Source organism: Anaerocolumna sp. AGMB13025 (assembly GCF_029689925.1).
GTDB lineage: Bacteria > Bacillota > Clostridia > Lachnospirales > Lachnospiraceae > Anaerocolumna.
In genome coordinates, this window is sequence record NZ_CP121445.1 from 3,735,543 (window position 1) to 3,758,063 (window position 22,521).

General features: G+C 39.2%; 19 protein-coding genes. All 19 read right to left on the reverse strand.

Annotated features, from left to right (window positions below; all coding sequences use genetic code 11):
* Window positions 1-14: 14 nt before the first annotated feature.
* The 19 genes from mraY to priA all read right to left on the reverse strand — a co-directional run bounded on the left by mraY (window position 15) and on the right by priA (window position 22,518).
* Window positions 15-983 carry a phospho-N-acetylmuramoyl-pentapeptide-transferase gene (gene mraY, locus QA584_RS15410; RefSeq protein ID WP_278269938.1) on the reverse strand — a complete coding sequence of 323 codons (969 nt, stop codon included), beginning with the start codon at window positions 981-983 and terminating at the stop codon, window positions 15-17.
* A gap of 65 nt (window positions 984-1,048) precedes the next feature.
* Entirely contained in the window at window positions 1,049-2,998 is a 1,950-nt protein-coding gene (locus QA584_RS15415; protein ID WP_278269939.1) for a penicillin-binding transpeptidase domain-containing protein, read from the reverse strand.
* 72 nt (window positions 2,999-3,070) lie between these two features.
* Entirely contained in the window at window positions 3,071-5,173 is a 2,103-nt protein-coding gene (locus tag QA584_RS15420; protein WP_278269940.1) for a peptidoglycan D,D-transpeptidase FtsI family protein, read from the reverse strand.
* Between the two features lie 102 nt (window positions 5,174-5,275).
* Window positions 5,276-5,788, reverse strand: coding sequence for a septum formation initiator family protein (locus QA584_RS15425; protein WP_278269941.1), 513 nt, complete (start codon window positions 5,786-5,788; stop codon window positions 5,276-5,278).
* Between the two features lie 18 nt (window positions 5,789-5,806).
* A complete protein-coding gene (rsmH, locus tag QA584_RS15430) occupies window positions 5,807-6,700 on the reverse strand; it encodes a 16S rRNA (cytosine(1402)-N(4))-methyltransferase RsmH (protein WP_278275184.1) in 894 nt (297 codons plus the stop codon).
* A gap of 77 nt (window positions 6,701-6,777) precedes the next feature.
* Window positions 6,778-7,206, reverse strand: a complete 429-nt coding sequence (mraZ, locus tag QA584_RS15435) for a division/cell wall cluster transcriptional repressor MraZ (RefSeq protein WP_278269943.1) — start codon at window positions 7,204-7,206, stop codon at window positions 6,778-6,780.
* Between the two features lie 519 nt (window positions 7,207-7,725).
* On the reverse strand, window positions 7,726-8,655 hold the full coding sequence (gene lgt / locus QA584_RS15440; protein WP_278275185.1) for a prolipoprotein diacylglyceryl transferase: 930 nt from the start codon (window positions 8,653-8,655) through the stop codon (window positions 7,726-7,728).
* Between the two features lie 23 nt (window positions 8,656-8,678).
* Window positions 8,679-9,776, reverse strand: coding sequence for a redox-regulated ATPase YchF (gene ychF / locus QA584_RS15445; protein ID WP_278269944.1), 1,098 nt, complete (start codon window positions 9,774-9,776; stop codon window positions 8,679-8,681).
* Between the two features lie 13 nt (window positions 9,777-9,789).
* On the reverse strand, window positions 9,790-10,449 hold the full coding sequence (locus tag QA584_RS15450; protein ID WP_278269945.1) for a thiamine diphosphokinase: 660 nt from the start codon (window positions 10,447-10,449) through the stop codon (window positions 9,790-9,792).
* A gap of 140 nt (window positions 10,450-10,589) precedes the next feature.
* Entirely contained in the window at window positions 10,590-11,249 is a 660-nt protein-coding gene (gene rpe, locus QA584_RS15455) for a ribulose-phosphate 3-epimerase (RefSeq protein WP_278269947.1), read from the reverse strand.
* Between the two features lie 11 nt (window positions 11,250-11,260).
* Window positions 11,261-12,139, reverse strand: coding sequence for a ribosome small subunit-dependent GTPase A (gene rsgA / locus QA584_RS15460; RefSeq protein WP_278269949.1), 879 nt, complete (start codon window positions 12,137-12,139; stop codon window positions 11,261-11,263).
* Window positions 12,139-14,334: a Stk1 family PASTA domain-containing Ser/Thr kinase gene (gene pknB, locus QA584_RS15465; RefSeq protein WP_278269950.1), complete on the reverse strand. Its 2,196-nt coding sequence runs from the start codon at window positions 14,332-14,334 to the stop codon at window positions 12,139-12,141. Before pknB ends, rsgA begins: the two co-directional genes overlap by 1 nt.
* A gap of 16 nt (window positions 14,335-14,350) precedes the next feature.
* Window positions 14,351-15,073, reverse strand: a complete 723-nt coding sequence (locus QA584_RS15470; protein ID WP_278269951.1) for a Stp1/IreP family PP2C-type Ser/Thr phosphatase — start codon at window positions 15,071-15,073, stop codon at window positions 14,351-14,353.
* Window positions 15,074-15,099: 26 nt separating this feature from the next.
* On the reverse strand, window positions 15,100-16,143 hold the full coding sequence (gene rlmN / locus QA584_RS15475) for a 23S rRNA (adenine(2503)-C(2))-methyltransferase RlmN (RefSeq protein ID WP_278269953.1): 1,044 nt from the start codon (window positions 16,141-16,143) through the stop codon (window positions 15,100-15,102).
* A gap of 10 nt (window positions 16,144-16,153) precedes the next feature.
* On the reverse strand, window positions 16,154-17,494 hold the full coding sequence (rsmB, locus tag QA584_RS15480) for a 16S rRNA (cytosine(967)-C(5))-methyltransferase RsmB (protein ID WP_278275186.1): 1,341 nt from the start codon (window positions 17,492-17,494) through the stop codon (window positions 16,154-16,156).
* 13 nt (window positions 17,495-17,507) lie between these two features.
* Window positions 17,508-18,203 carry a zinc metallopeptidase gene (locus QA584_RS15485; RefSeq protein WP_278269954.1) on the reverse strand — a complete coding sequence of 232 codons (696 nt, stop codon included), beginning with the start codon at window positions 18,201-18,203 and terminating at the stop codon, window positions 17,508-17,510.
* 97 nt (window positions 18,204-18,300) lie between these two features.
* Window positions 18,301-19,242, reverse strand: a complete 942-nt coding sequence (fmt, locus tag QA584_RS15490; protein WP_278269955.1) for a methionyl-tRNA formyltransferase — start codon at window positions 19,240-19,242, stop codon at window positions 18,301-18,303.
* A gap of 143 nt (window positions 19,243-19,385) precedes the next feature.
* Complete coding sequence (def, locus tag QA584_RS15495) at window positions 19,386-19,868, reverse strand: peptide deformylase (RefSeq protein ID WP_278269956.1); 483 nt, start codon at window positions 19,866-19,868, stop codon at window positions 19,386-19,388.
* Between the two features lie 280 nt (window positions 19,869-20,148).
* On the reverse strand, window positions 20,149-22,518 hold the full coding sequence (gene priA, locus QA584_RS15500; RefSeq protein ID WP_278269957.1) for a primosomal protein N': 2,370 nt from the start codon (window positions 22,516-22,518) through the stop codon (window positions 20,149-20,151).
* Between the last annotated feature and the right edge of the window lie 3 nt (window positions 22,519-22,521).

Consider the following 22,521-nt stretch of genomic DNA (forward strand, 5'->3'; position numbering starts at 1 on the left):
TTTCCTCCCAGGAGTTATATTCCCATTAGTGCAATTAAACAAAGAATTGCCGTTATGATTGAGAAGACTGCTACTACCCTGGTTTCCGCCCAGCCGCACAATTCAAAGTGGTGATGGATCGGTGCCATCTTAAAGATTCTCTTGCCGCCAGACAGTTTAAAGTATCCTATCTGCAGCATAACTGAAATGACTTCAACCAGATATATTAATCCTACTATCAGTATAAAAAGCGGCATACGAAGCATATATGCGGACGCTGCAACAAAGCCGCCTAAAGCTAAGGATCCGGTGTCTCCCATAAAAACCCTTGCCGGATATATGTTAAATACCAAAAATCCCAGTAAACTACCGGCAACCGCACAGGTAATCGGCGATATACCGCTATGGATTCCAATCGCTACTACAGAAAAGAACGTAGCTATTAAAAGAGTCACACTGGTAGCCAAACCATCCAACCCGTCAGTAAAATTGGCTCCATTCACTGTCCCCAGGACAGCCACAAACAGCAGCGGAATAAATAAAAATGAAGTATTTAAATATTTACCATCCATAAAACCGCCTGTAAATGGAATCAGCATAGACGTACCGACATCAGTATAATTAACCAGGTAATATCCGAAAATGGAAGTAACCAGAATCTGACCGACTAATTTCTGCCAGGCCCTAAGTCCCATAGAACGCTTCATAACAATCTTGATATAGTCATCCAATAATCCAATAATACCAAAGCCGACGGTAGTGAATAAGACCGGTATCATCTCCGGATATTTGCCTATATATAGTAAAGAGGTAAGGGTCACACTGAGCAAAATAATAATCCCGCCCATAGTAGGGGTCCCCGATTTCTTTAAGTGGCTTTCCGGACCGTCATCACGTACAAACTGACCAAATTTTAACCGTTTCAAGAATGGTATTAAAATCGGACATAAGATTACGCTTATGACAAATGATATAATTACCGGCATTAATATTTTAAAATCCATCTTTCTTTCCTCCCAAGTGAATCCTCTTGTTATTTCATTCGTAAAATCAACTCTCTAATTATATGCTATTCTAAGTACAGAATCAAGTCACTATTTCGATTAATCATCTCCCCGGCTAAGGGAAATTGTTCCATTACAGTTTCTCCATCACCTTCATAATAGATGTCTCCGTAATCGATATCTTTTAAGGCATCCTTTAAGGCATCTTTCTTTAATCCTACCAAATCCGGCATCTTAATGGTGCCTACATTAAATTCCTTGGTCTCTGCTTCGGTATAATGAGGTTCAACCCCCAGATATGGTAGTACATTGTTAAATACTTCGGCAACTACGGGAGCTGCTATGGTTCCGCCGTAATAGATTCCGGTGGGTTCATCGATTAATACCACTGCAATCACCTGGGGATTGTCAGCAGGCGCAAAACCAATAAAAGAGGATATATATTTATTACTGCTTCTCGGCAGTTTTTCGGAAGTAGCTGTTTTTCCGCCGATTTTAAAACCTGGCAAATAGGCTCTTTTTCCGGTACCTTCTGATACTACAGCTTCCAATAGTGACTTCATGGTTTCAGAAGTTTCCTTTGAAACAACCCCTTTAGCACCTTCATGTTGAAAGGTCTTTACTACAGTGCCTTCCGGTTTCTTAACCTGTACACCAAAATGAGGAGTTACAATATTGCCGCCATTGACAACAGCACTGGCCGCAACTAAAAGCTGGAGTGGAGTAATCTGAAAGGACTGGCCAAAGGAGATCGTTGCCAATTCTACTGCACCTACATTTTCCGGTTTATGCATAATGGATCTTGCTTCTCCTGGCAGATCAATCCCGGTTTTACTAAATAGTCCAAGTTTTCCAAAATATTTGTACATATTGGTCACACCAAGCCTGGCGCCAAGTTCCATGAATACCGGATTGCAGGAATTCTTAATTCCTTCTACAAATGTTTCACTTCCGTGTCCGCCGACTTTATGGCAGCGTATTCTGCGGTCTTCTACAATTTTGTAACCTGGACAAAAAAATTTGTCATCCAGTTTTACTACCTTTTCTTCCAGCGCTGCGGTAGCAGTTACAATCTTAAAGGCCGAACCTGGTTCATAAGTATCACTGATACATGCATTCCTCCACATATTATTCAGCAGATCGTTGGTCTGTTTGCTGGTTAATGAGGAGGAATCTATACCATTTAACATATTATCCGTTAACTTATAAGGATCATTTAAATCAAACTCCGGAACATTTACCATGGCATATAATTCACCATTCTGTGGATTCATCAGGATCATTTTAACATTATGGGCATTTTTAGCTTCCATAATCTTTTTTGCAGCCTGTTCCGCATATTTTTGGATATTGACATCCAGACTGGTATATAAATCATTCCCTGGTCTTGGCTCTATCCTGTCCTCTGCAGCATTATCTATTTCAACACCATACGCAGTTGTAAGCGTGAGTATGGTTCCATCCGTTCCTTTTAAATATTTATCATATGCTACTTCCAAGCCAATAATACCCTGGTTATCACTACCGGTAAAGCCAATGACTTTGGAGGCTAAACTGGCGTAAGGGTAAAATCGTTTGTAATCTTCATCCACCATGACTCCGTCTAAATCAGATTCTCTGATTTTATCGGCAATCTTTTTGTCTACATTGGATTTAATCCGTTCAATGGAGGAGTTCTTTTCGACTCTTTTTCGTACCGATTCTTTACTGAGTCCGAGTAAATCCGATAAAACCTGAATTACCCGTTCCGGATCTTTAATCTGACTATGTATAACTGAAATTGTACTGACCGGTTTATTTGTGGCGATAGCTATTCCATTTCTATCGTAGATGGTTCCTCTCTCTGCCTTTATTGACCGCTCTCTTTCATGAAGATCTTCTGCACGGGCCGCATATTCAGCCGATTTAACAATCATCAAATAACCAAGTCTTACGGATAAACCGACTGCTGCTATCAAAATAACTGCTACAATGACAAGCACATTCCGGCGGTTGAAGGTTTTATTACGTGCCATAGGGTAACCTCATTTATCTTATCGTTTTATTTTATTACACAAGATAAGAGGTTATGATTATATATTTATAAACTAATCGCTATTGTCAGATTGCGTATCCGATTGAGGCAAGTCATCCATGGATTCTGGCAAAAAATCCAAATTATCCACGGTGTTACCGTCAGGATCATCAATCGTATTGCTGGTATCGCTTGAATCATCCTCTGAATTTACGTCATCGGTCGTATTATCTTCCTTGTTTTTGCCTTTATTGCCTGGATCATCCAGGGTATTTTGCGGCTCAGAGGTATCTGTCTCTTGGGTATTGTTATTAGCTGATTTTGAATCTACATTACTTGGCAGTAAGTCTGAAACCGCATCCAGATCAGAGGAAACTGATGGATCAGAAGAGTAAATACCCAAAAATGGCAGTATATCCTTTAGGATTTCACCGGCAAATTTAGTTGCGATACTGCTGGATTGGGCTGATGGTTCAACATTCTGAGGATCATCAATAACCACATAAATAACCATCTGAGGTTTATCGGCAGGGACTGCACCGATAAAGGATACCAGATGTCTTCTATCTGCTCTTGGAAGTTTCTGGGCTGTTCCGGTCTTTCCACCTACTTTATAGCCAGGAACCTTTGCGCCTGTCGCAGTTCCTTCTTCGACAGTCAGATACATTGCATTCCTGATAAATTTCGAGGTTTCAGCGGAAACTGATTCCTTTACCAGAACTTTATCAAAGTTCTGTAGTGTAGCACCCGCTGGATTTATAATTTGCTTCATTATATGGGGCTGATAATAATACCCACCGTTCACTAAAGAGGAAAACCCGCTTGCCATCTGAATCATGGAAACTGTAAATGTCTGTCCGAAACTGCTGGTTGCCAGTTCCGTGGGACCCAACCCACTTTCCGGAACTAATATACCCGATGCTTCACCAGGAAGGTCGATTCCGGTCTTGTGACCGATGCCAAAAAAATTCTGATAATCATAGAACAATTTTTTCCCTTCCTTTGCTCCAATCTGCATAAGAGCATCATTGCAGGATAACATTAGAGCCTGGGCCAGGGTTACTGTCCCATGAACGTGGGTACACCTGATATAATACCCTCCGATTTTTTGTCCTCCATCGCAAACATAAGTATCATTCGCATGTATAATATTCTCCTCTAAACCAGCTGAGACAGTAAATGGTTTAAAAGTTGAACCTGGTTCGTAGGTGTCACTAATAGTATAATTTCTCCAAATAGCATTTAAAGCGTCCAGCCTATCCTTTTCACTCATTTTATCGATTTCTGCCTTTGTATAAAAAGGTGTCAGATCCATTGGATTATTCAAATCATATTCTGCATTGGAAGCCATGGCTAAGATTTCACCGTTATTCGGATCCATTATAATAACGCCTATATTCTTGCTTCCATTTTCCGTATTATATTTCTTTATATGTTCCTGGATAATTCCCTGAACATTGGCATCGATGGTAGAGATAATCGTATTTCCATTAACAGCAGGTTTCGTAGTCTGTTCCAGTTTTAACCCGGAATCTATGTAACCGTATTCAATACCGTTAATACCATTTAACTGGTCGTTATAATATTGTTCGATTCCCCAGTTTCCTACATTTCCGCTGGAGGTAAATCCGATTACATCGCTTCCCAGGGTTTTATAAGGATATTTTCTTACATAATCCTCTTCAAACCAGACTCCATAAATATTTTTATCTTTTTCTTCTTTTTTCTTAAAAGCCGAGACTTCTTCGTAGCTAATCCCCTTTTTTAGAATGATATACTGGCTGTCCGGCTTTTTCTCCACTAAATCCATAATTGTGTCTTTTTTAACACCTTCAAATGTCTCTGTTAATGCTTTTACTGTCGGGTTTAAATACTCATCTTCTCCCAGCATTAACTTAATATCCAGAATAATGTTATATACTTTTTCACTGGCTGCTAAAACGGTTCCCTTCCGATCCAGTATGCTTCCCCGCTGATAAGGGATTACCGTACTGGTATAGGTTTGCTGGGATAAAACTCTCTTTGCATACCTCTCACCATCTACGTGATTCAGATAAACCAACCTTACAATTAAGCCTAACATAGCTATTAAAACAACGCAAAAAACAAGCAATAATTTTGCTTGCATTTTGTGGGTAAATTTTCTACTTTTTTTATTTCTTACTGTATTTCTCATATTAACTCCCATATGCCAGTTTAGCGGCAGCAAATACAGATTAAGTTTTATCAACCTGCACTTTTAAATTTAGTCATCGGCAACAATATATATATCGGCTGTTTAATTCAAAATTTTATCTAAAATTGTCGAATCAGTTACTTCCGGTATCTCCTTGTACTGCCTTACATAATCACTTAAGTTACTTTTATAAGTTATAACCTGGTTCTTATCCGGATAGACCATGCCAAGTTCTTTCGTTGCAATCTCATAAATATAATTCAAGTCAAGTGAGGTATTGATTTTAGCTAATGCATCTTTATTCTGATTCTGTAACTTTACCAGACTGTGTTCTAAAGATGCAATTTCTTTATTTTGCTCTGTAATTTCTGATTGTACCTTTAGATAAGAAATGCAGGTATAAACTGTTACAGAGATTGCTAGGGTAAGAAAAAACACAGAAAATAAATCGATTCCCGGGCTGCGTCTGGGTCTATTCCTTTTCTCCCGCTGCGGCCGCCGTATCGGTGCTGACTCCTCAGATTCTTCATACCCGGGAAGTACCTGCAATTTTCTTGCGGTATTCCCATAGGTTGAGTAATCATTATACTGATAATGTTGTTTCTTTGCCTCCATGCAATTTCCCCTCGATTCCTATAAATGTCTTTCAAATACTCTTAACTTTGCGCTTTTTGATCTCTTATTTTCCGTTATTTCCTGTTCTGTCGGAAGAATTGGCTTTCTGGTAATAACCTTACCCTTTGATATTTTGCCACATACACACACCGGAAAACTTGGCGGACAGGTACACGGATCTTCATTATTCCGAAAACTGCTCTTAACAATTCTGTCTTCCAGCGAATGGAAGGTTATGATACATAACCTGCCGTTATTGGTTAACATTCCTATCATATCATCCAGAGATTTATTCAATACTTCTAATTCCCTGTTAAGTTCAATCCGAATAGCCTGAAATGTCTTTTTGGCAGGATGTCCTGTATTCATTCTGATTTTCATTGGAATTGCAGCTTTAATCGCATCCGTCAGTTCGTCTGTTGTTTCAATTGGCTTTTCTTCTCTTACCCGCACAATATGCTTGGCAATGTTTTTTGCAAACTTATCTTCCCCATAATCCCTTATGATCCGATATAAATCAAATTCACTGTATCCATTCACAATATCTTTTGCTGTTTTATCAAATCTGGTATCCATCCGCATATCAAGAGGTGCGTTCTCTTTATAAGAGAACCCTCTCTCCGGGGTATCAAGCTGGTAGGATGAGACTCCCAAGTCCAGCATAATTCCATCGACCTGACTTATACCAAGGTCGGTTACAACCTTCTTCATATCGGAATAGTTGCTGCGTACAATGGTTACCTTATCTTTGAATTCCAAAAGCCTTCCGCCGCCGGCGCGTATGGCTGCTTCATCCTGGTCAATCCCAATCAGTCTGCCCTTTGGTGACAATCGCTTGCAGATTTCATAAGAATGACCGCCGCCTCCAAGGGTACCGTCCACATAGATACCCTCCGGTTTTATGTCAAGCATTTCAATTGTTTCATCTAATAGTACTGATTTGTGTTTAAAATTAAAATTTTCTGTTAAAGTGTCCAATTCACTGCCCCCTAAAAGCTTAGTCCAAACTCTGACATATGTTCTGCAATCTGATCCATATCATCGTAATCATTATTGCTTTCCCATTTGTCTTTGCTCCAGATTTCTATTTTACTTAAGACTCCGACAAACACAATATCCTTCTCCAAACCGGCTTGTTCCCGTAATTTGTTTGGAATTAAGATTCTACCCTGCTTGTCCACTTCACACGTTGCAGCACCGGCCATAAAATAACGCTGTAATTGTCTGGCTTCTTTACTTCCGGGGAGATTTTTAAGCTGCGTGACGAAGTTCATCCATTCCTCATTAGGATATACAAATAAGCAGCCGTCTAAACCTTGGGTAACAACAAATTCATCACCTAAAGCATCTCTGAACTTAGATGGTATTATTATTCTACCCTTGGTATCAATCGTATGATTGTATTCTCCCATGAACATGGATTTCACCACCTGTCTACCACTTTTTCACCACTTGCCACCACTTCTCTCCACTTTGCTCCACTTCTACGATTATTTTATACCACTTGTGGGAATTTATCAAGTATTTCTGCATAAAAAATAGACAAGCCATTCAGGTTTCCTTCGACGATTTGTAACATTATTCAGGCTTTATACAATATATTGTGTTAAAGGCAAAAATCAATCACAATTCATCAATATATAGACAAAAATAGGAGGAATAGGCTTTTGGTCCTATTCCTCCATCAAAAAATTCATTACATATTCTTTTTTCTTCATTTTTATTCTTTTTAATATTCTTGCATATTCATTTACTATTACATATTTTTATTACATATTCAATTTTTTATTACATATTCAATTTTTTATTACATATTTATTTTTTTCAAACATCTATTTTTTTATCGCAAATTTATTTTTTGAATCAAATTTATTATTATATATTATATTCTTCTTTATTAAATATTCTTTTTGCATTTTAATAAAAACACCATTTATTTAAGCTTTTTTGCGCTTAGTAATTGAAATACGCTTGAAAACAATAAAGGCAGCCGCTACTATTACTAACAGCGCTGATAACAACTGAGATACCGCAAAGGGTGTATTCCACAAAAACAGCTGATCTGTTCTCAGACCTTCAATCCATACTCTTCCAAGACCATAACCCACAAGATATAAAAGGAATACTTCCCCATGGAATTTCTTGTGCTTAGAATACATAATCAATAAGATCAGGATACATAAATTCCACACAGACTCATAAAGGAAAGTGGGATGAACCTGAATATACGTAATTCCATTTATTACAACTGGATTATCCCTGATTTCCATAATGCGCTTTAACGCATCCGGACGTCCGGCATATTTTTGAGTAAGATAGGAAACCGGAGCAGTATAGTCATAACTAACATCTCTAAGATCCAGAAGCATTGCAAAGGGATTATTGGTATATTTTCCAAAGGCTTCCCTGTTAAAAAAATTCCCCCATCTTCCGATAATCTGACCAGTTATTAATCCAAGACAGGCCGTATCGGCTAAAAGAGCAAATGAAACCTTTTTAATTTTACTATATACCAAAGCAGTTACTATCGCTGTAATTACTCCACCATATATGGCTAGTCCGCCGTTTCTAATGTTAAAGACCTGTATGGGATTATCCTTAAATTCATCCCAGGCAAAAATAACATAATAAATCCTGGCACCGATTACCGATAATAAGATTGCATATAAAGCAAAGTCCAGATATAAATCTTTATCCTGTCCGGTTCTTTTAGCCTGCCATTCCGCAACCAGATAACCAAGCGCCATCCCACAGGCGATTACGATACCATAAAAAGCAATCTGAAATCCAAATACCTGAATGGAGGAACCAACATTTTTTAATTCAATACCCAAATTTGGAAACCATATACTAGTTGCAGCACTCATTACCATACGAATCCACCACTTTCTTATACATTGAAACGGAATAAAACAACATCGCCATCCTGTACTACATATTCCTTACCTTCTGAACGTACCAGCCCTTTCTCTTTTGCAGCATTAAAGCTGCCGCTTTCCACAAGGTTTGAATAATTTACGATTTCCGCACGGATAAAACCTCGTTCAAAATCAGTATGAATCTTACCGGCAGCCTGGGGAGCCTTGGTACCTTTTACGATTGTCCAGGCTTTTGTTTCTTTGGGTCCGGCAGTTAAATAACTGATTAATCCAAGTATGTTATAGCTTGCGCGGATTAATTTTTCAAGACCGGATTCTTTTAATCCCATATCCTCAAGGAACATCTTTTTCTCATCCTCGTCAAGTTCCGCTATTTCCTGCTCGATCTGGGCACAGATTACAAATACTTCCGACTGTTCGTTACCAGCAAACTCTCTTACCTGCATAACCTGTTCATTACCTGCTCCGTCATCTGATAAATCCTCTTCTTTCACATTAGCGGCATAGATGACCGGTTTATAGGTCAGCAGATTATAACTGTTTATTAAAGTAATCTCTTCTTCATCCTCAGTTTTAAAGCTTTTAGCCATATTACCGGCTTCCAGATGATCTTTTAACTGTCCCAGCAATTCCAATTCTTTTGCCAGAGCTTTATCATTCTTAGAACCCTTTGAAGTACGGGCGATTCTTCTTTCAATTATTTCAAGATCAGAAAAAATTAATTCCAAATTGATTGTTTCAATATCCCTTAAAGGGTTAACAGAACCGTCTACATGGATAATATTGCTGTCCTCAAAACATCTGACAACATGAACAATTGCATCTACCTCTCTGATATTGGATAAAAACTGGTTACCAAGTCCTTCTCCTTTGGAAGCACCTTTTACTAAACCGGCTATATCTACAAATTCAATTGCTGCAGGCACTATCTTTTCCGTATTATATAAATCTCCTAAAACCTTAAGCCTTTCATCCGGTACCGGAACGATTCCAATATTGGGATCAATGGTACAAAATGGATAATTGGCAGATTCTGCTCCGGCCTTTGTCAGCGAATTAAATAATGTGCTCTTTCCTACATTGGGTAAACCTACTATACCTAACTTCATATGTGTCTTCCTTTCAATCTTTCGCTTCTATTACTACAAGTGTTCCCTGTTTTAATTCTATATCTGCCCGCTCACTGACTACTTCGTTACTGACTCCCAAACTGTCACCAATGTGCATCGTGTGCTTCACTAATGGATATTTAAACCCTTTTAAGGTAACTTCTGTTACTTCCTCCGTAAATGGTAAAAGAGAGATATAAGGTCCATGGAGTTTGCTTTTTTCAATCGTCATATTTTGATTTATCAGATATATTTTATTATGTTCATCTATAATAAAAGCTTTTATATTCTTATTCAGAGGTAAATATAATAAATGTATATTAGCTAGCATATGATCCATCCGCGAACCGGTTGCTCCTAATATTACAAGTTCATCACACTTAAGTTCCATGCTTAGATCAATTGCTATATGGGTATCCGTTAAATCTTTCATGGGATTATATTCTTTTATGACAACGGCAGTTTCCTGTGCGCGGTAATATTCAATCAGCTCACGGGGTACGGAATCAAAATCACCTACAATATAATGAATCGGTATTAAAAGCTCCCTGGCAGTTACCAAACCGCTGTCAACTGCAATTACTATATTAAATTCCTGCCCGTCAAGGTATTCCTTAACAAAATCCGGTGATATGGCACCACCGGTTATAATTAGTATTCGGTTTACTTTCATCCTCTGCTCCGATTTGCTGATCAGCAATTATTTCCTATTTTATTGGCTTTATTATTTTTCTGTTTTAAAACGATGTAAAATCAATAATACTATTTCTATTGAATCAGTTTATATACAAGTTTGTATACCATTGCTGAAACTTATTCAAAGGTATGGAATATCTCTTTAAACTCCGTAATATTTCTCTTGATATCCCCGCGAAATACAGCCGTACCGGCAACCATGACATTCGCCCCCGCTTTAATGACCTCTTTCACATTTGAAACAGATATTCCGCCATCTACTTCAATATCAATATTACATTGTTTTTTTTGAGCCATATTTTTCAACTCTGTAATTTTTCTTAAAGTTTCAGGAATAAAGGTCTGTCCTCCAAATCCCGGATTAACACTCATCAGCAGTACCATATCAATATCCTTAAGTACATATTCAAGAGTGGTAAGGGAGGTTGCAGGATTTAAAGATACGCAGACCTTCATACCACTTTCTTTAATTCTTGATATGGTACGGTTTAAGTGTTTGCAGGCTTCTGCATGAACCGTGATTAAATCAGCTCCCGCATTGGCAAAATCTTCGATATAGCGGATTGGTTCCTCCACCATTAAATGCACGTCAAAAAAGAGTTTTGTTATAGGACGTATAGCCTGAATTACGGGGACACCAAAAGATATACTTGGTACAAAGGCTCCGTCCATAACATCAATATGAAGATAATCTGCACCTGCCTCTTCTGCTTTTATAACATCTTCTCCAAGATGAGTAAAATCTGCGGCAAGTATTGATGGTGCCAGCTTTAGCATAGTCGCTCTCCTTAATATTTCTTCTGATGCTTTAATTCCTCATAAATCTCAATATAATTATTGTATCGCACTTTACTGATTTTCCCTTCGTTAAGGGCCTGCTTTACCGCACAGCCGGGTTCATTTAGATGAACGCAGCCATTAAATCTACAGTTTTCCTCATATTCAAGAAATTCAGCAAAATAATCTTTTAATTCTTCCTTTTCCATCTCAGTAATGTATAAAGAACTAAACCCGGGAGTGTCCATAATAAAAGAATTATCGTCTATATAAAACAGCTCCGAATGCCTGGTAGTGTGTTTTCCTCTTTTTATTTTTTCACTGATTACACCAGTTTCCATATTAGCCTCAGGGTGTATCCGGTTGATGATAGAGGATTTACCGACACCGGACGGTCCCGCTAAAACTGTCGTTTTATTCTCTAACAGTTCATGCAGGACTCCAAAGCCCTCTTCTGTATACGTACTGGTAAAGATTACTTTATAACCGCATTTTAAATAAGCTTCTTCTAAAAGCTGTAATTCTTTTTCCGTTACAACATCTTTCTTATTAAAGCAGATAATCGTATCAACCTGTTGTTTTAGCATCAGTATTAAAAACCGGTCCAAAAGATTAAGGTTCGGGTAAGGATCTGCGGCTGCAAAGATAATCAGTGCCTGATCCACATTAGCAACCGCTGGCCGTATCAATTCGTTCTTACGTTCCAAAATATCTGTTATATTACCCTTCTTTTCTGCATCATCCAGAATGTCAATTGTAACATTATCACCAACTAAAGGTTTTATCTTTTGATTACGAAAGATTCCCTTCGCCTTGCACTCATACAAACCGAATGTTTTTACATATACATAGTAAAAACCTGAAATTCCTTTAATAATCTTACCTTCCATTATTCACCCACCGGTGTAAAATCTGCTGGCCAAGAAGTACCATATTCTTCATATCTTATATACTTACCGTTTTCCTTAACAACGCCTTCACTGTCACCTTCGGCTTCCCTTCCGATAAACATCGTAATCGTACCCTGGGAACCACTGTTGCTTACTATTGTATCCAAAGGAAGCGGGAAACTGTCATAGTCCAGATTTTGCTTTAAGATTGTAGTAGTCTTATTATCCTGTATAAGCACAACCTTAACAATTCCGCTGTCACCAGGATATTCAAAAGGATTTTCATCAAGTACCACACCGCTTGCTTCATAGGACTGGGGACTGTTATCTTCCGGAGGATCCACAACACCGGAACCTAAACTAATCACAAAATCTACCTTCGTTCCATTGTCAACTTCAGTTCCCTCTTTAACGCTTTGGGACATTACCTGACCTTTGGCATACGTATCGGAGTAATCGCTTACTATTTCACCTTGTTTTAAGCCTGCCTCTTCTAACTTTTTAATTGCTTTTGCCTGAGTTAACCCTAACAAGTTTGGTACTTTTACGGATTTAACCTCTGGACCGTTACTTATAATAACCGTAACCGTATCGCCTTTTATTACCTGTTCTTCTCTGGTAGGAGTAGTTTTAATTACTCTGCCTTCCTCAATTTCATCACTGTAATCGTATTCATGCTGTACCACCAGACCAGCTTCTTGAAGCATTGTTACTGCCTGGCTGTCGGTTAAATTATATACATTGGGAACCTGGAAGGGTTTAGGTCCTAAACTGGTGACTAATTTTATGTCAGCATCTGAGGCAACCTCTGCGCCTGCAGCCGGATACTGACTAACTACCATTCCCTTTTCATAAGTATCCGAATACTCTTCATCAAAAGTCACATTTAATGTTTCGGACTTGGAATATAGCGTATCCTGTGCATCCTTTAATAACAATCCAACAACCGGAGGAAGTACTACGGTTTCAGTGGTTGCCGGGGTTGGTGTAGAAGTGTTCTCATCTTCTGTTGTGGTTTCAATGGTATTGACCGGGGTATTATTATTCTTAGAACCCGGGAACAATTTAAAGAAATGCACCACAAAGAAAATAATAAGTATGGTTAAAATGACTCCGGCAGCTATCGAACCCACCATTATGATCTTTTCAACTCTCGGATCAACACTGTCAAGTTCCTCTTCCTCTTCATTCTCCTCCTGCTTTATTCCAGCATCGGTACGTCTTGCATCCGTATTCTGGAATATATTCCTGGAGGTATCATAGCCTGCGCTTGACATCTTTGTAGCGTTTTTAATATGATTCACTTCATCTTCTGAAATCGTAATAGTAGGAGAATCCATGGCACCACCGGCAGGAATCACTACAAAATCACCATTTGGATTGGAGATGGAACGTTTTAAATCTGCTATTAAATCCGAAGCGGTAAGATATCTCCTCTCAGGCTTTTTCTGCATACATTTTTGAACAATCCTGTCAACACTAAGGGGGATACTTGGATCAAGTTCCCTAAGCGGTATCGCTTCTCCCTGAATGTGCAATAAAGCAACAGAAACCGTGTTATCACCTGCAAAAGGTACTTGTCCGGACAGCATTTCGTATAAAGTTACACCCAAGGAATAGATATCGCTTTTTTCATCACTGTAACCGCCTCTGGCCTGTTCCGGTGACAGATAATGTACGGACCCCATGGCATTGGATGTAATTGTATTGGAATTGGTTGCTTTTGCAATACCAAAATCCGTTACTTTAACTTTTCCTTCTCTGGATATAATTATGTTCTGAGGTTTAATATCCCTGTGGATAATATGATTCATATGAGCTGCTTCCATACCCATAGCTATCTGAATTGCAATACCAACCGCTTCTTTAACCTCTAATTTGCCTTTTCTCTCAATAAAATTCTTTAAAGTTATACCTTCTACCAACTCCATTACAATATAATGAAGTCCGTTATCATCACCAACATCATAGACGTTAACTATATTCGGGTGGGATAATCCTGCCGCCGATTGTGCTTCACCCCTGAATTTTTTAACAAAATTTTTATCGTCGCTGTATTCTGGTTTCAGCACCTTAATGGCAACGAAACGATTTAACCTGTGGCATCTGGCTTTATAGACATCTGCCATGCCTCCAGAGCCTACTTTATCAATTATTTCGTATCGGTCACTAATAAACATTCCCGGTTTTAACATTATTACTCACCTCTTTCTACAGTTTAACAATCACGATCGATATATTATCTTTACCGCCGTTCTCATTCGCCTTAACTACTAATGTTTTAGCCGTTAATTCCAAATCATCAGGATTTTGTCTAACAATATCCAGTATTTCTCTGTCATCCATCATGTTAGTCAGACCATCGGAACACAGCAGAACAGTATCCGCACTCTCCAGCTCTACCTCAAAATAATCCGGTATTACTGTCGAATTTGCCCCTAATGCTCTCGTTATTATGTTCTTATTAGGATGAAAGCGGACATCCTTCCGCTCAATTTCACCGGTTTTAACCATTTCCTCCACCAAAGAATGATCCTCGGTAATCTGTTTTATTCCGTCCCGGATGACATAAAGCCTGCTGTCACCAACATTCGCTACATAAAGAATGGAATCTATAATAGTCGCAGCAACGAACGTAGTACCCATACCTTGTAAATCATTTTTAGCGTTGGCTTCCTCCAACAATAAATCATTGGTATATTGTAATGCATCCGATATCATTCCGATTGGAGTTTTTTGCTGATTTGCCCGGATTCTTTCTGTGAAGACCTCCACACAGAATCTCGACGCATAATCACCCGCATTATGACCACCCATTCCATCCGCTACAATAAACAGATTCGGCAGTCCCCCGATTTCGTTTTCTTCGCAAAAAACAAAATCTTGGTTAATCTGCCGCATTTCTCCAATATCCGTTATTGAAAATGATCTCATGCTTACACCTCCTATACAAATATTACTTATTCAGAAGCTTTATCCATATAACTCTTTCTCAATTGACCACAGGCAGCATCAATATCTGTACCCATTTCTCTTCTAATAGTAACATTAATTCTGTATTTTTCAAGTATATTTTTGAAATTTTGAATATTTTTACCTTCTGACTGTCTGTAACTGCGCTCTTTAATCGGATTGACCGGAATCAGGTTTATATGGCAGTTTAACCCCTTAATCCGTCCTGCAAGTTCTATGGCATGGGCAGGTAAATCATTCACACCTTCCACCAGGCTATACTCAAAAGTAATTCTGCGTCCGGTCTTTTCATAATAATAAACGCAGGCCTTTATCGCTGACTCTATATCAAAACGTTCCGCAATAGGCATAAGCTGTTTTCTTACCTCATCATTAGGTGCATGAAGGGACAAAGCCAAGGTTATCTGTAACTCTTCCTCTGCCAGGGCTTTGATTTTGTCAATCAGACCGCAGGTGGAAACCGTTATATTCCTCTGGCTGATATTTAAGCCGTTTTCATCTGTCAGGATACGGACAAACTTTACGAGATTATCATAATTATCAAGGGGTTCACCTGTACCCATAACCACAACATTAGAAACCCTCTCACCAGATATACTCTGGATACGGTATATTTGATCCAGCATTTCTGAAACAGTTAAATTCCGTTCAAATCCGCCAATGGTCGATGCACAGAATTTGCAGCCCATCTTACAGCCGACCTGAGAGGAAATACATACAGAATTTCCGTGATGGTATTTCATCAATACACTTTCCAGTACCCTTCCATCCTGCAGCCGGAATAAAAACTTTGTAGTTTCTCCTTCTTTAGACACAAGTTTATCCACCATCTTAAGATTCGTTATCTCACAAGATGACTTTAACTGTTCTCTTAACTGCCTGGACAGATTTGTCATATCATCAAAATCAACTGCAAGTTTAACATGCAGCCATTCATAAATCTGCTTTGCGCGGAAAGGTTTATCCCCAAGGTCTTGCAACAGTTCTTTTAATTCTGCCAGGTTTAATGATTTTATATCCGTTTTTGACATATTATTTCCTTTAATTTCTTCTTAATTTAGCAATAAAAAAGCCATCCGTATCATGAACTCCAGGCAGTAATTGAATATAACCTTCCTTCGTTGTATCACTTAACAGGGCTGGCGGAAGTAAATCCTCTATACTTTCTAATTTAAAATCATGATGTTCCAAAAACCATCGGACATTGGCAAGATTCTCTTCCTCATTTATCGTACAGGTACTGTACAACAACACACCGCCCTTTTTCACATATTGATGGACTACCGATAGGATTTCCCGCTGTAAAGCAGCCAGATCCTTCTGCTTTTCCCTGGTCATATTGTATTTAATATCTGGTTTCTTGCCAATTACCCCAAGACCCGAGCAGGGCAGATCCGCAATTAGTATGTCAGCTTTTTCAATACTGTCCTGATCAAGAACAAGGGCATCTGCTTCTTTTGCTTTTATATTCACATACCCTAAACGGTTTATATTCTCACGGATTAAATTAACCTTTGTCTCTGATAAATCTCTCGAATCAACCTGTCCGCTTTTTCTTAAAAGTTCCGCTGCATGGAGGGATTTCCCTCCCGGAGCAGCGCAGACATCTATGATATAATCACCATCTTTTATTCCAGAAACCGTACCAACTAACATGGAACTCTCATCCTGAACCTGAAAATATCCATTCTTAAAGCTGTTAAGTTCGCTTAAATAGTTATAGCCTCCAATTTTAAGGGCTTCTAAAAGATAAGTCCCCTCTGAGACCAAAACCTTTTCCTGTTCTAACATCACCTTTAGTTCATTAACAGTTATTTTTTCCGTATTACATCGAATGGTAGTCTTATTATTTTGTAGTGCTGCCTCAAAATACTGCTTCGCAGCAACATATCCATATTGGTTTATTAATTGCTCCACCAGCCAATCCGGAGCAGAATAAGTTACACTTAAATAGCGTTTTCCGTCTTTTTTTTCCTCCGGATACACAACTTTTTCCGGATTTCTTATAATATTACGCAGCACACCGTTTACAAACCCGGACAGATTCCCAAACCCTCTTTTCTTTGCCAGCTTAACTGCTTCGTTGCAGGCAGCGGATTCAGGAACCTGATCCATATATTTTATCTGGTATACACTCATTCTTAAGAGGTTTCTGATAAACGGCTTCATTTTATTTACCTTGACACTGGAATAACAGTTTATAATATAATCCAAAGTAAACATCCGCTCAACGGTACCCTCACAAAGTCTTGTAATAAAAGCTCTGTCCTGCTTCTCAAGGTACTGATACTGATTCAGGGTCCGATTTATTACCGTATGGCTGAAATTACTGTTCTCCGAGATATCTGTTAATATCCCAAGTGTAATTTCTCTGGCACTCATGTGGTCCTTTTTATCAGTCACGATTACGACCTCCGAATAAAATCACAAGTCTTAAAAGCTGAAGAATTGATGCAGCTGCCGCAGCCACATATGTTAAGGCCGCAGCACCGAGTACTTTCTTTGTGCCGGTAACTTCTTCGCCGTATAAGATTCCCGTTTCGTCCAATATTCTTACTGCTCTGGCAGAAGCATTGAATTCCACCGGAAGAGTAACCAACTGAAACAATACCGCACAGGAAAATAATATGATTCCAAGGTTTATTAAAGTCTGGGAATATCCCAGAAATAAACCGATAATAATTAAAGGCCAGGATACGGTTGCACCAATATTAGCGACCGGTACTATGGCTGTTCTTAAGCGCAGGGGCACATATCCTTTATCATGTTGAATGGCATGACCGCATTCATGGGCTGCCACTCCAATGGCAGCTACAGAACTCTGCCCATATACATTGTCAGACAATTTTAAAGTTTTATCCCTGGGATCATAATGATCGGTTAAACTCCCGCTTACATGCATAACTGCCACATCATAGATACCGGCTGAATACAGAATTCTTTCAGCAGCCTGTGCTCCGGTCATACCGGATAAGCTTCTAACCTTGCTGTACTTTGCAAAGGTGGTCTTTACCCTGGCAGATGCCGCCAGTGAAAGTACTGCACCAATGATAATTAAAAAATAGGTTGAATCAAAATAAGGCAAATACATAATATCCTCCTATCCGCACAATTAAGTGCTTTATTACTAGTGTTTCGATTATTCTAAATATTATGAATTGTAACTTGTGTTTCAGACATTATAAAAATTAGTTGCTTCCATTATTTAATACAACTCCAGGAGCTACCGGATAACCCCTTAAAAAGGCATCTGCACTCATACGTTTCTTGCCTTCTAACTGAAGTTCTTTCACTGCTAACTCTCCACTGGCAGTTTTAATAAGAAGAGAATCCTTTGTAACAGCAATAATCTCACCGGGCTTTCCCTCTGCTTTCGTGTCTGTTACATCGGCATCCCATATTTTTAGGGTCTTTCCATCTAAATAGGTATATGCACTAGGCCAGGGATTTAAACCTCTGATGAACCGTTCAATTTCAACTGCCGTTCGGTTAAAATCAATAAGTCCCATGGATTTATCCAAAATCTTAACATAACTGGATTCTTCGTCCTTCTGCTTTTCTCTTGGTGCAGTACCATTTTCAATTAAGGTAAGAGCTTTTAATAAAAGATCCCCACCGCAAACTGCCAGTTTATCGTGAAGACTTCCACCGGTTTCCTTGGCATCAATTGTTACTTCCTCTTTTATAATCATATCTCCGGTATCGATTCCGGCATCCATATGCATAATTGTAATTCCGGTTTTCTCTTCCCCGTTAATGATTGACCATTGGATTGGTGCAGCTCCGCGGTATTTCGGAAGTAAGGACGCATGTACATTGATGCACCCATATTTTGGCAATTCAAGTATTGTTTTCGGTATGATCTGACCAAAAGCAGCCACCACAATTGCATCCGGATTGATATCTTTTAGAACAGGGAAAAACTCTTCCGCTCTGACTCTGTTTGGCTGTAATACGGGTATATCATAGCGAGCAGCCATTTCTTTAACGGGAGTACTTAAAACCTGATTGCCTCTTCCTTTGGGTTTATCAGGCTGTGTAACCACAGCAAGTACCTTGTGTTCGGAATGGACTAATTTATCAAGTACCACCGCTGCTAAATCCGGTGTCCCCATAAATACTATATTCATCTCATACGCCTCCTATTAACTGATTCTTCCGTAATACGGTAATGTAACCAGATAGTACAAATGGATTATCTCCATTATATAAGAATAAAAAGGTAAAATCTATAGATTAAGAAAGACTTTATAATCTTTAAGATTTTTTTAATTTATTCTACTTCCTCATCAGAAGTGGAATGCAAACCGCCAATTACTTTGTCTACATATAAAACCCCGTTCAGATGATCGATTTCGTGGCAAAGTGCTCTTGCTAAGAGTTCTGTACCCTCCACTTCGATTTCTTCAAGCTTCTCATTTAAGGCTTTTACCTTAACGTGATTTGGTCTTGTTACCACACCGGATTTTCCAGGTACGCTTAAACAGCCCTCTTCGCCGGTCTGTTCTCCGTCCGCCTCTAAAATCTCCGGATTTATTAATACAAGGGGGCTGTCACCCTCTGGTGATACATCAATTACAATAAGACGCTTTAATATCCCAATCTGAGGAGCTGCAAGCCCTACTCCTTCCGCCTCGTGCATGGTATCAAGCATATCTCCGATCAGGACTTTCAGCTTAGGGGTTACCTCAGTAATTTCCTTTGCACGTTTGGTTAATATCTTATCTCCTATTAATCGAATATTTCTAATCGCCATACATTCATCCCTTCCCAAAAATTCATTTTATTTGATATAAATACTATATTTTCTGTGTAGATTATCTCCAATTACCTTCCCTCCATGATAACGTACCGGACAAATTATAATATACTGTTTCCGGTATTCTGTCAATGATAACAGCCTTTGTTGGATGTATTAATTTAATCTGGTTGTTGTTTCATAGCATTTAGGTTTTCAGGTTTTAAATTTTTTCCTTGATTCGAAACCTGTTTATCGGATTAGTGGCTGTTCATCGGTTTAGTAGCTGTTTATTGGATTAGTAGCTGTTCATCGGGTCAAAATCAAATTGAATATTACAACTGTTAAAGTGTTCCGAATAATTAATATACCCTTCCAGATAATCTTTTAATTGTATCAGGCAGTCGTAATCAGCCTGTTTAATATATATCATATAGCGGTATATGTCATTTGCCTTGGATAGCACTGCTGCTGCCGGTCCTATGATTACCGTATCCTCCGTGGACTCTCTTTCTTTCATCCATTCTTTCGCAGCACCGCCAAGTAGCTTCGCCGCAAAAGCAGCTTTATTCTCGTCTCTGGCTGCCGTCAGGATGGCTAAAATATGTGCTGCCGGCGGATATTTTAACAGATTCCGGTAATTCATCTCCTGCTTGTAAAAAGAGATATAATCATTTTTGCTTGCAGCATCTATACTGTAATGTTCCGGCTGATAAGTCTGGATAATAACTTCCCCGGGGAGTTTACCTCTGCCTGCTCTTCCAGCGGCCTGGGCTAAGAGCTGATAGGTTCGCTCTGACGCACGGTAATCAGATGCATAAAGGGATAAATCAGCGGCGATTATTCCCACCAAAGTGACCATCGGAAAATCATGACCTTTTACAATCATCTGGGTACCTACCAGAATATCCGCCTCCAAATTAGCAAAGGCAGATAATATCTTTTCGTGTCCGTCCTTAGTTTTGGTGGTATCCGTATCCATTCGTAAAACCCTGGCACCGGGGAATTCCTTTCGTACCAACTCCTCCACCTTCTGGGTACCGGTGCCAAAGGCGGCGATATATCTGGAACCACAAGCAGGGCATTTGTCCGGAGTCCTTTCTTCATGACCGCAGTAGTGACAGACAAGGGTTCCGTTATTATGGGCAGTTAAAGAAACATCGCAATGGGGACATTTCATAACATGCCCACAGCTCCTGCAGGATACAAACCCAGCATAGCCTCTCCGGTTTATAAACAGTATAATCTGTTCTTTCTTACTTAACCTGTCTTCCATTAATTCCCGTAAATGTATACTGAAAATAGACTTATTTTTTTTCTTTAATTCTTCCCTTAAATCCTCTATCCAAATCTTAGGCAATATTGCCTCACCGCCACGGGATGGCAGGGTATATAGTTTATACTCACCCTTAAGGGCTTTTGTGTAAGACTCAAGGGAAGGTGTTGCCGAGCCTAGCAGTACGCTTGCACCTGAAATCTCAGCCCGCTTAATGGCAACTTCTCTGGCATGGTACTTGGGTGGATTTTCGCTTTTATAACTGCCTTCATGTTCTTCATCCATGATAATCAGCCCCAAATCCTCAAACGGAGTAAATAATGCTGACCTAGGACCAATCATAATATCAATATCACCATTTTTTGCCCGAAGGAACTGATCATAGCGCTCCCCTTGGGACAGCTTGGAATTCATAATGGAAATACGGTTTCCAAAGCGCCTGTAAAACCGCATTACGGTCTGATAGGTCAAAGCAATTTCAGGAATCAGCATAATCACCTTTTTCCCCTGCTTTATTACCGCATCAATGATTTCAAGATATACCTCTGTTTTTCCACTGCCGGTAACTCCATGAATCAGGTAGGTTTCCCGGAGTCCGGCATTATAAGCCGTTATGATCTCTTCCGATATGCATTGCTGTTCTGCGGATAATACAATACGATCTTTTTCCGATACAGTGCTATTTAAAGGATTTCGGTATAGTTTTTCTACGTCTGTCGTAATGATTCCCAGGTTTTCTAAATCCTGAATCGTAGTTCTCGCTATGTTTAATTTGTTGACTGCAAGTTCATAATCTATTTCTAACGGGAAATCCCCGGTACTTTCCTCTTCATTACCAGAATGTCGTTTTCCATCCCCTCCATTGACATCCACACCAGTATTCACTCCATCCGCATTGTCAACACTGGCATCCTTAAGGTCTGTGCTCTGGTCTATTAAAACTTCTAATAAACGGACTCTGCCACGATTATTTTTTCGACGGAAGAGTTCTAACTGCTCTCTTGCTTCTTCTAATGGTATGGCTAACCGGAGGGTTTTCTTTTCTTTGGATTTTACCGACTTCTTAACTGGAATTACTGTTTTAAGGGCATCGTTCATGGTAGCGCCAAAGGTTTCCTTAATCCAGTAAGCCAGGCTGATTAGCTGGCTTTCAATAACCGGTGCATCACTGACCACCTGATGAATGGGTTTTATTAAGTCTACCTTCCATTTGGGTTCGGTTGAGATTCCTACAATATAGCCGTTAATAAAACGGTTTCCTTTACCAAAGGGCACGATGACAAGGGCGCCAATTAACGCTTTCTCTTTATATTCCTCCGGTATGGAGTACTGGTATGATTTATCTAAATTTTCATGGGAAATATCTACGATGATATCTGCATAGTTTGGCATACC